A 9,402-nucleotide genomic window follows, 5' to 3' on the forward strand; every position below is an offset into this window, starting at 1 on the left:
ACCGCGGCGCGCCCCCGCCCGCCCCCCCCCCCCCCGCCCCCCCCCCCCACCCGCCCCCCCCCCCCCCCGGTCGCGGGACCGCCGCCCTCCTGGCGCCCCAGGGCCCGGCAGGGCAAGGCCGACTTCGTCATCGACGAGGACGGCCGGATCCGCGGCAACCTGGGCTGCAACCGGTTCACGGCCGCGGCGAAGGTCACCGCGAAGACCCTCACCGTGACGGGACCGGTCGCGACCACGCGCATGATCTGCTCCGGCCCGCAGATGAAGCTGGAGACGAAGCTGTACGAGCTCCTCGACGGACCCCTCTCGTACGAGCTGCGCCACCGCACCCTGACCCTCACGGGCGCCGACGGCGAGGGCTTCACCGCGACCGGGAAGCCCGCGGCGAGCGCGACTCCGTAGGGCCTCGGGGGTCTAGCAGGGCCCCAGGCCCTGTAAGGCCCCGGACCCAGGCCCTGCATGCCTTCGGGGACCCCTGGGGCCTCAGGGTCCGTACGGCAGCAGCCCCGCGTCCGTCCGCTCCCACGCCGCCCGGAGTTCGGCGAGCCGCTCCTGCTCGTACGGGGCACGGTCCGCCTGTTCGCGGGCGTCCTCGGTCAGGTGGAAGAGCTGGTCGCGGCCGCTCTTGCCCCGGTAGTACTTCCAGTCGCCGCGGCGCAGCGCCCGCTCGCCGCGTACCCGCCAGAACAGGTCGCGCTCGGCGACCTTCTCGCCGCGCAGGAGGTGCCCGGCGAGGCTGGTGCCGTCCAGCGGGTAGGCGGGGTGGGGGCGGGCGCCGCCCAGTTCGAGCAGGGTCGCGGTCCAGTCGGGGGTGTAGACGGGCAGGTCGCTGACCTGCCCGCCGTCGATCCGGGCGGGCCAGCGCAGGACGGACGGCACGCGGATGCCGCCCTCCTGGAGGGAGCCCTTGTTCCCCGCGAGCGGCCAGTTGTAGGAGAACCGCTCGCCGCCGTTGTCGCTGGCGAAGAAGACGAGCGTGTCGTCCTCCTGGCCCGAGCGCTTCAGCGCCCGCAGGACCTCGCCCACCGACCGGTCGAGGTCCTCGACCATCTCCTTGTACTTCTCGATCGAGCCGCCGTCCTGGTGCCAGAGGGCGGAGCGGTCGCCCGCCTTGATGCGCCGGACGATCTCGGCGCTCGCCTCCTCGTCGCCGTCGGCGATCCACGGCCAGTGGGGGGTGGTGAAGTTCAGGTTGAGCAGCCAGGGCTTCTCGTGGTCGCGGGCCACGTACTCGCTCGCCCGCTCGGTCAGGATCCGGGTGTAGTAGCGCAGGTCCTTGTACTGCGCGTCGCCCTCGTAGAGGTCGTACTCGCCGCCGAGGCCGAGCTTGGAGTAGTACTCCAGGGCGCCGCCGAAGTTGCCGAAGAACTCGTCCCAGCCCGAGCGGGTGGGGGAGTAGTCGGGGAGGTAGCCGCAGTGCCACTTGCCGATGAGGGCGGTGGCGTATCCGGCCTCGCGCAGCCGGGAGGCGAGGGTGGGGTGGATCGGCTCCAGGCCGACCGTCTTGTCGGCGATCGGCTCGGCGAGCCCGCCCTTCGTGCGGCCGGGGAAGCGGCCCGTGTAGAGGCTGAAGCGGGTCGGGGAGCAGGTCGCGGAGCCGGAGTAGGCGTTCGTGAAGCGGACGCCCTGGCGGGCGAGACGGTCCAGGTGCGGGGTCCGGATGTGCGGGGACCCGTAGGAGGACAGGTCGGCCCAGCCGAGGTCGTCGCCGAGGATGAAGAGGATGTTCGGCCGCCGGGAGTGCCGGCCGCGGGCGGCACGGAACGGCCGCTCCCCGGCCTGCGCGGTCCCGGCGGCGGCCTGCGCGGTCCCGGCGGCGGCACCCAGCGCGCCGACGGCGGCGGCTCCGACGGCTGCCCCGCCGAAGGCGCGTCGGGACAGGGGGATCTTGGGCGTGGGCATGGGGGCTCCTTGGAAGGTGCGGGATGCGGGCAGGTCCTGGCGGGCGCGGGACGGCGCGCGGCGGTACGGCCCGGACGCGGGCCGTGGCTCAGGAAGGGGCGCCCCGGACGCCGGGCAGGCGGCGGTCGCGGGGGTCCGTGGGGGCTCCCGCGATCAGGGGCGCGTGGGTGGGATCAGGCGCAGCGACAGATGGCGCTGGCGACACGGACGAGGTCCACGTGTCGGCGCGCGACGAGGGTGACCGCACGGTCACGCACAGGCTGCATGGCGGGGAGCCTGGCCCAGAGCGCGTGCACCTGTCAACGGCCGTCCCAGTCCCCGGAACGCGCTTTCCGGGCGCCCGTCGGCGGGAACGCGCCCGCCCGGTGCGACTCCCGTCACACTCCCGGCCCGCTCGGGGCACCGTACGAGCGTCCGCTTGCGTGTGCCCGGTCGGTCGGGAGCCCGGTCCCGCCTAGGCGGGAGGGCGTCTACGCACGTCAATGGATCAGTTCGTGCGATCGCACCACTTCGGCGACCCTTGGATTTCCCCAATTCGGACCAGTGGTCGACCTCGCCTACACTCGGAGGCGTGCCACGTGGTGACGGTCGACTCAATCACGATCTGCTCCCCGGCGAGAAAGGCCCCCAGGACGCTTGTGGCGTCTTCGGTGTCTGGGCTCCGGGTGAAGAGGTCGCAAAGCTCACGTACTTCGGGCTCTACGCCCTCCAGCATCGGGGCCAGGAATCCGCGGGAATCGCGGTCAGCAACGGCTCCCAGATCCTCGTCTTCAAGGACATGGGCCTCGTGTCCCAGGTCTTCGACGAGACCTCTCTCGGTTCCCTCCAAGGTCATATCGCGGTCGGTCACGCCCGCTACTCGACCACGGGTGCCTCCGTGTGGGAGAACGCGCAGCCGACGTTCCGGGCGACCGCCCACGGCTCCATCGCGCTCGGCCACAACGGCAACCTGGTGAACACGGCGCAGCTCGCCGAGATGGTCGCGGACCTGCCCAAGCAGGAAGGCCGCACCACCCGTGTGGCGGCCACCAACGACACCGACCTCCTGACGGCGCTCCTCGCCGCCCAGGTCGACGAGGACGGCAAGCCGCTCACCATCGAGCAGGCCGCCGCGAAGGTCCTCCCCGATGTCCGGGGCGCCTTCTCGCTCGTCTTCATGGACGAGCACACGCTCTACGCGGCCCGTGACCCGCAGGGCATCCGCCCGCTGGTCCTCGGTCGCCTGGAGCGCGGCTGGGTCGTCGCCTCCGAGTCCGCCGCTCTCGACATCTGCGGCGCCAGCTTCGTCCGCGAGGTCGAGCCGGGCGAGATGATCGCGATCGACGAGAACGGCATCCGCACCTCGCGATTCGCGGAAGCGAAGCCCAAGGGCTGTGTCTTCGAGTACGTGTACCTGGCCCGCCCTGACACGGACATCGCCGGCCGCAACGTCTACCTCTCCCGCGTGGAGATGGGCCGTCGCCTCGCCAAGGAGGCCCCGGTCGAGGCGGATCTGGTCATAGCGACGCCGGAGTCCGGCACCCCGGCCGCGATCGGCTACGCCGAGGCCAGCGGCATCCCCTTCGGCGCGGGTCTGGTGAAGAACGCCTATGTGGGCCGCACCTTCATCCAGCCCTCCCAGACCATCCGCCAGCTGGGCATCCGGCTGAAGCTGAACCCCCTCAAGGACGTCATCAAGGGCAAGCGCCTGGTGGTCGTCGACGACTCGATCGTCCGCGGCAACACCCAGCGCGCCCTGGTCAAGATGCTCCGTGAGGCCGGCGCGGCCGAGATCCACATCCGGATCTCCTCCCCGCCGGTGAAGTGGCCCTGCTTCTTCGGCATCGACTTCGCCACCCGCGCGGAGCTGATCGCCAACGGCATGACGATCGAGGAGATCGGCACGTCGCTCGGCGCGGACTCGCTCTCGTACATCTCCATCGACGGGATGATCGAGGCGACCACGATCCAGAAGCCGAACCTCTGCCGCGCCTGCTTCGACGGCGAGTACCCGATGGAGCTGCCGGACCCCGAGCTGCTCGGCAAGCAGCTGCTGGAGAACGAGCTGGCCGCCGGCCCCGCCGCCACCGCGGCCGCCGACGCGCTCCGTCGGCCGTAAGACCCCCGCAGTACCGCAGTAACGACACGAAAGCTCTCACCTATGTCTGAGACCACCGGTGCCTCCTACGCGTCCGCGGGCGTCGACATCGAGGCGGGTGACCGCGCCGTCGAGCTCATGAAGGAATGGGTGAAGAAGACGCAGCGCCCCGAGGTCCTCGGTGGCCTCGGCGGCTTCGCCGGCCTCTTCGACGCCTCCGCCCTCAAGCGCTTCGAGCGTCCGCTGCTCGCCTCCGCCACCGACGGTGTCGGCACGAAGGTCGACATCGCCCGCCAGATGGGCGTCTACGACACCATCGGCCACGACCTGGTCGCGATGGTCATGGACGACATCGTCGTCTGCGGCGCCGAGCCGCTCTTCATGACCGACTACATCTGCGTCGGCAAGGTCCACCCCGAGCGGGTCGCCGCGATCGTCAAGGGCATCGCCGAGGGCTGCGTCCTCGCCGGCACCGCGCTCGTCGGCGGCGAGACCGCCGAGCACCCCGGCCTCCTCGGCCCGGACGACTTCGACGTCGCCGGCGCCGGTACGGGCGTGGTGGAGGCGGACCGGCTGCTCGGCCCCGATCGCATCCGTACGGGTGACGTCGTCATCGCGATGGAGTCCTCCGGCCTTCACTCCAACGGGTACTCGCTCGTCCGGCACGTGGTCTTCGACCGCGCCGGCATGACCCTCGACCAGCGTGTCGAGGAGCTCGGCCGGACCCTGGGCGAGGAGCTCCTGGAGCCCACCAAGATCTACTCGCTGGACTGCCTGGCGCTCACCCGGACCGCCGAGGTGCATGCCTTCAGCCACATCACCGGTGGTGGCCTGGCCGCCAACCTGGCGCGGGTGATCCCGGACGGGCTGCACGCCACGGTCGACCGTTCGACCTGGACCCCGGGCGCGATCTTCGACCTGGTCGGCAAGGCCGGACAGGTCGAGCGCCTGGAGCTGGAGAAGACCCTGAACATGGGCGTCGGCATGATGGCCGTCGTGCCGGCCGAGTCCGTGGACGTGGCCCTGGCGACCCTGGAGGACCGGGGCGTCGAGGCGTGGGTCGCGGGTGAGATCACCGAGCGCGGCGACCACACGACCGGCGCGGAGCTGGTCGGCGACTACGCGGTCTGACGCCTTCCGATCCGGTGGGTGGGCCACGGCGCCCGCCCACCGGCTTCGGCGGCACTCCCACGGAGCGTCCCGCGGACGCACAGAAACCCGGTCCGGGTTGCCCGGACCGGGTTCGGTGTTGAAGCAGCGCTGTTTAAGAGGTCAAGCGCGACGCTGGGACGACGCGTCGGGACCGGACTCGTCGTCCTCGTCCTCGTCGTCCGTGTTGTAGAGATCCGCGTACTGCGCGTACGGGTCGTCTTCCTCGTCGTCGTCCTCGAACGGCTCGCCATTCGGCGGCTGGCTCGAAGTCGAAGCGCCCAGCTCGTTGGCCAGACGCGACAGGTCAGTCCCGCCGCTGCTGTACTTCAGCTGGCGGGCGACCTTCGTCTGCTTGGCCTTTGCCCGGCCGCGCCCCATGGCTCGACCCCCTCGGTGACGGGGCTCGACGGCCCCAGAGTCTTGACACGCGTTCATGATTCGGAACGGGCTCTCGACAGAGAGACCGGTCCGTAGGGCTTCAACGGTACCTGCTTCCGTGGCCATACGGTACGCCGCACGCATCACATGACCCGGTACAGAACCATCGAGGTGCCCTGTCCTCGCTGGTCAATCGCGATTTTAACCTCTTCTTGAGGGCCGACCCGCCGACCGGGGTGAGTCATCTCTCGATTGGGGTGAACCTACAAAGTTCACCCCTTGGAGCGCCCCGACGGGCCGGCCCTGTCAAGAATCAGCCGCGGCGAGCCTCGGCCATCCGCTGCTCGGCGATCCGGTCGGCGGCGGCGGCCGGCGGGATGCCGTCCGACTTCGCACGAGCGAAGATCTCGAGCGTGGTGTCGAAGATCTTCGTGGCCTTCGCCTTGCACCGGTCGAAGTCGAAGCCGTGGAGCTCGTCGGCGACCTGGATCACGCCACCGGCGTTGACGACGTAGTCCGGCGCGTAGAGGATCCCGCGGTCCGCGACGTCCTTCTCGACACCCGGGTGGGCGAGCTGGTTGTTGGCCGCGCCGCAGACGATCTTCGCGGTGAGGACCGGCACGGTCTCGTCGTTCAGAGCGCCGCCGAGCGCGCACGGCGCGTACACGTCCAGGCCCTCGACGCGGATCAGCGCGTCGGTGTCCGCGACGACCGTGACCTGCGGGTACTTGTCCGTGATCCGCCGTACCGACTCCTCGCGGACATCGGTGACGTACACCTCGGCGCCGTCCTTCAGGAGGTGCTCGACCAGGTAGTGGCCGACCTTGCCGACGCCCGCGACACCGACCTTGCGGTCGCGCAGGGTGGGGTCACCCCAGAGGGTCTGCGCGGAGGCGCGCATGCCCTGGAAGACGCCGAAGGCGGTGAGGACGGAGGAGTCGCCGGCGCCGCCGTTCTCGGGGGAGCGGCCGGTGGTCCACTGGTTGGTGCGGGCCACGACGTCCATGTCGGCGACGTAGGTGCCGACGTCGCACGCCGTCACGTAGCGGCCGCCGAGGGAGGCGACCATGCGTCCGTAGGCGAGCAGCAGCTCCTCGGACTTGATCTTCTCCGGGTCGCCGATGATCACGGCCTTGCCGCCGCCGTGGTCGAGGCCGGCCATGGCGTTCTTGTACGACATGCCCCGGGAGAGGTTCAGCGCGTCGGCGACTGCCTCGGCCTCGGAGGCGTACGGGTAGAACCGGGTGCCGCCGAGGGCGGGGCCCAGGGCGGTGGAGTGGAGGGCGATGACGGCCTTGAGGCCGGAGGCGCGGTCCTGGCAGAGCACGACTTGCTCGTGGCCACCCTGCTCCGAATGGAACAGGGTGTGCAGTACGTCAGCAGCAGGAACGCCGGTCACATCGGTCACGGTGGTGACTCCCAAGTACGAAGCGGCGGTTACGCCGGTCCCCCCTGCGGGTGGTGGCGGGACCGGTTCGGCAAGAGAGTAAGTCCTACGCGTGCGTAGATCCGCCTCAGTGCTCAGGATCACCCCCTCCCGGAGTACTGCCGTGGAAGGATCGCGACATGTCGGTCGCCTCTTCGGTCCTCGTCCCGTACGCCTCCTATCTGCGGGTCTACGAGCCGCTGGCGGCCTTCCCGGAGCCGGAGCGCGGGCATTGGGCCCGGTACGCGGGTCGGGCGGACACCCCGACGGCGCAGGACGAACTGCGTCGGTCGCTGGCGGACTTGGTGCCGATGCCGCCGGTCCCGGTGCCGGTCCACGAGAGCGGTGACGCCTTCGTCGCGCACGTCGACGGGGTGGTCGTGGTCTGCCCGTGGCGGACCCGGCTGCGGGGCTGGCTGGCCCTGGAGGAGCTGGGGCAGGCGCGGGAGGCCGAGCCGGGGCGTTCGCTGCCGGGGGTGGTGCTCGACGCGATGCTGCCGCCGGTGGTGCGCGCGCAGGTGGCGGCGGACCACGAGCGCTGGCGGGAGCGGAACCCGGACGCGCGTCCGTGGATCCGTACGGCGGTCTGGCAGGTGCCGGTGCGCTGGTTCACGCTCTTCGCGGACGAGGAGCGGGAGTACGTCCCCGGGGGCGAAGGGGCGCCGACGGTGTTCCGGTACCGGACGCCGATGGTGCAGGCGCGCCGGCGGCTGGCGCGGGCGCTGCGGGCGCTGCGGGAGTCGATCGACGAGGGTCCGCTGACGGAGGGCCTGGTCGAGGTGGGCCGGTGGCTGGAGGAGTTCCATCCGCGGGCGCTGGTGGAGCTGGACTACGGCGGTCTGGTGCATGCGGTGTCGGCCGAGTGGCTCGCGGAGGACCGCTCGGCGGCGGATGTGGCCGAGGGGATCGCGGCCCTGCGGGACGGCGACGGGGAGAGCGCGAGCGAGGCGTACGGGCGGCTCGCGGAGCGCTGGCGGGAGATCCGGAACCTGCAGTTCGCCAACTGATCATCGACAGAACACGTTCGGCTGATGTAAATGATCATCTAGCGCCGCGGGTACTTGGCAGGTCCTTGGGGGGACCTTGGTGAGCCCGTGGCGGGACGTAGGTCCCGATCCGGGCCTTTGGCTCAAGCGTGACGGACAGCACTTACCGCGCCCTTGCGTCCATCACCCTCCCTCGTGCCAAAATAGGACAAGGAGTCCGGGGAGGGTTCCTTCCGTCCAAGTATGGGCGGAACGCTCAGCATTGCACTCTATGGGGGGTCTGAGGACTCCTGATCGCTCTGTGACTGATCGTCACAGCGGCGTGACTGTCCGTTATGGCATGGTCCATCGACTTCCGCCGCTGATGAACACCTGCGAGGGCAATTCCATCGGTTTGGCCGACGTGGCTGGACGGATGGTGTAGTTGTAGTGCCGAGGACAAGCCGTTCGTCCTATAACCGACTCGGCCCGCTTCTGCCATTTCGGGCAACGCGGGCCAAGGTGCAGAATTTAGAGGAAAGAACCGAGAAGGTTCGGTTCTCCCGAGGAGGCCGCTCATGACCGCTCGCACCCCTGATGCCGAGCCGCTGCTGACCCCCGCCGAGGTTGCCACGATGTTCCGCGTGGACCCGAAGACGGTGACCCGTTGGGCGAAGGCAGGAAAGCTCACGTCCATCCGCACGCTGGGTGGACACCGCCGGTACCGCGAGGCTGAGGTCCGCGCCCTGCTGGCGGGCATTCCGCAGCAGCGCAGCGAGGCCTGAGGTACGCGCAACACCCCGCTCGACCGGGCACTTCCGGGTCCCCCAACCTGGATCGCCCACCCCAAGCACTGCCGACGGGCGCCTGCCCCAACAGGCTCTTCGTCATCGATCGCGCTGGACTCCGCCGGGTCCAGCGCGATCTTTTTTGTGCCCTCTCAGACCCCTCGAAGTCTGGTGCAATTGCACATATTAAATGGGGCCCGTGTAGGGAGGGTGTAAGTGAACCGGTTTCTGAAACTCGTTCGGTGACTCCCGTCACACTGGCGAAGCCTTGCCAACGAACAGCCTCCCACTCCGGGGACGGGCTCCAACCCGCCGTTGGTCATGGGTTGGTGGGACTTTCGTCCTCCGCGCGCTCCAGCTCGATGGCGAGCGCCAGGAGGCGATGGCAGACCGAACACTGCCGGGTGACGTGCCCGTAGCGGGACGCGGCCGCCAGATGGGCGCGCAGCAGGGCGCGTATCTCGTGTCTCGACTCACGTGCTGCGGATGCCGCGGCCATGCGCGACCACCTCCTGTGGGCCCCCGATTCCCTGATGTCTGGGGTACCGGCGGCCGGCGGGCCGCGTCAATACATGGGAAGGCAACGAAGAATGGGGGGCGCCCCCACCGCGGGGGGGGGGGTCCCCCCTGGCCCCCCCGGTGGGTGCGGGCCGGGCCCCCCAGGCCGGCGGCCACGCCGAGGACGCACCGTGCGGGCCTGGCCCAGCTCGGGGC

The 9,402-nt window shown here is 70.4% G+C and carries 10 protein-coding genes; 5 read left to right on the forward strand and 5 right to left on the reverse strand.

Features of this window, described 5'->3' with window-relative positions; all coding sequences use genetic code 11:
- The first annotated feature begins 159 nt into the window (after positions 1–159).
- On the forward strand, positions 160–402 hold the full coding sequence (locus tag ACFVZW_RS13360; RefSeq protein WP_384520468.1) for an META domain-containing protein: 243 nt from the start codon (positions 160–162) through the stop codon (positions 400–402).
- An 81-nt stretch (positions 403–483) separates the two neighbouring features.
- On the opposite strand, the gene ACFVZW_RS13365 is transcribed toward ACFVZW_RS13360, so the two are convergent.
- The gene (locus ACFVZW_RS13365) at positions 484–1,902 is read right to left on the reverse strand and encodes a sulfatase (protein WP_384520428.1); all 1,419 of its coding nucleotides are present in this window, start codon (positions 1,900–1,902) and stop codon (positions 484–486) included.
- Positions 1,903–2,075: 173 nt separating this feature from the next.
- On the reverse strand, positions 2,076–2,168 hold the full coding sequence (locus ACFVZW_RS13370) for a putative leader peptide (RefSeq protein ID WP_352189727.1): 93 nt from the start codon (positions 2,166–2,168) through the stop codon (positions 2,076–2,078).
- Between the two features lie 305 nt (positions 2,169–2,473).
- Between ACFVZW_RS13370 and purF the strand changes: the two genes are divergently transcribed.
- Together purF and purM are read left to right on the forward strand one after the other, a co-directional pair.
- Positions 2,474–4,000, forward strand: coding sequence for an amidophosphoribosyltransferase (gene purF / locus ACFVZW_RS13375; protein WP_376445131.1), 1,527 nt, complete (start codon positions 2,474–2,476; stop codon positions 3,998–4,000).
- A gap of 42 nt (positions 4,001–4,042) precedes the next feature.
- Complete coding sequence (gene purM / locus ACFVZW_RS13380) at positions 4,043–5,110, forward strand: phosphoribosylformylglycinamidine cyclo-ligase (protein WP_384520430.1); 1,068 nt, start codon at positions 4,043–4,045, stop codon at positions 5,108–5,110.
- A gap of 141 nt (positions 5,111–5,251) precedes the next feature.
- On the opposite strand, the gene ACFVZW_RS13385 is transcribed toward purM, so the two are convergent.
- Together ACFVZW_RS13385 and ACFVZW_RS13390 are read right to left on the reverse strand one after the other, a co-directional pair.
- Entirely contained in the window at positions 5,252–5,509 is a 258-nt protein-coding gene (locus tag ACFVZW_RS13385) for a DUF3073 domain-containing protein (RefSeq protein WP_352189724.1), read from the reverse strand.
- 313 nt (positions 5,510–5,822) lie between these two features.
- The gene (locus ACFVZW_RS13390; RefSeq protein ID WP_384520432.1) at positions 5,823–6,917 is read right to left on the reverse strand and encodes a Leu/Phe/Val dehydrogenase; all 1,095 of its coding nucleotides are present in this window, start codon (positions 6,915–6,917) and stop codon (positions 5,823–5,825) included.
- Positions 6,918–7,075: 158 nt separating this feature from the next.
- Between ACFVZW_RS13390 and ACFVZW_RS13395 the strand changes: the two genes are divergently transcribed.
- On the forward strand, positions 7,076–7,942 hold the full coding sequence (locus tag ACFVZW_RS13395; protein ID WP_384520434.1) for a hypothetical protein: 867 nt from the start codon (positions 7,076–7,078) through the stop codon (positions 7,940–7,942).
- 536 nt (positions 7,943–8,478) lie between these two features.
- Positions 8,479–8,685, forward strand: a complete 207-nt coding sequence (gene bldC / locus ACFVZW_RS13400; protein ID WP_003949541.1) for a developmental transcriptional regulator BldC — start codon at positions 8,479–8,481, stop codon at positions 8,683–8,685.
- 322 nt (positions 8,686–9,007) lie between these two features.
- Here the strand turns inward: bldC and ACFVZW_RS13405 are convergent, their stop codons facing one another.
- Entirely contained in the window at positions 9,008–9,187 is a 180-nt protein-coding gene (locus tag ACFVZW_RS13405) for a DUF6274 family protein (protein WP_384520436.1), read from the reverse strand.
- Positions 9,188–9,402: the final 215 nt, after the last annotated feature.

The sequence above is a fragment of the Streptomyces sp. NPDC059567 genome, assembly GCF_042735655.1.
Lineage (GTDB): Bacteria > Actinomycetota > Actinomycetes > Streptomycetales > Streptomycetaceae > Streptomyces.

What these genes read in the sequence shown, in the direction of transcription:
- bldC (WP_003949541.1), top strand. Translation starts at nt 8,479, where the DNA reads ATGACCGCTCGCACCCCTGATGCCGAGCCGCTGCTGACCCCCGCCGAG.
- ACFVZW_RS13365 (WP_384520428.1), bottom strand. Translation starts at nt 1,902, where the DNA reads ATGCCCACGCCCAAGATCCCCCTGTCCCGACGCGCCTTCGGCGGGGCA.
- ACFVZW_RS13405 (WP_384520436.1), bottom strand. Translation starts at nt 9,187, where the DNA reads ATGGCCGCGGCATCCGCAGCACGTGAGTCGAGACACGAGATACGCGCC.
- ACFVZW_RS13370 (WP_352189727.1), bottom strand. Translation starts at nt 2,168, where the DNA reads ATGCAGCCTGTGCGTGACCGTGCGGTCACCCTCGTCGCGCGCCGACAC.
- ACFVZW_RS13395 (WP_384520434.1), top strand. Translation starts at nt 7,076, where the DNA reads ATGTCGGTCGCCTCTTCGGTCCTCGTCCCGTACGCCTCCTATCTGCGG.
- purM (WP_384520430.1), top strand. Translation starts at nt 4,043, where the DNA reads ATGTCTGAGACCACCGGTGCCTCCTACGCGTCCGCGGGCGTCGACATC.
- ACFVZW_RS13385 (WP_352189724.1), bottom strand. Translation starts at nt 5,509, where the DNA reads ATGGGGCGCGGCCGGGCAAAGGCCAAGCAGACGAAGGTCGCCCGCCAG.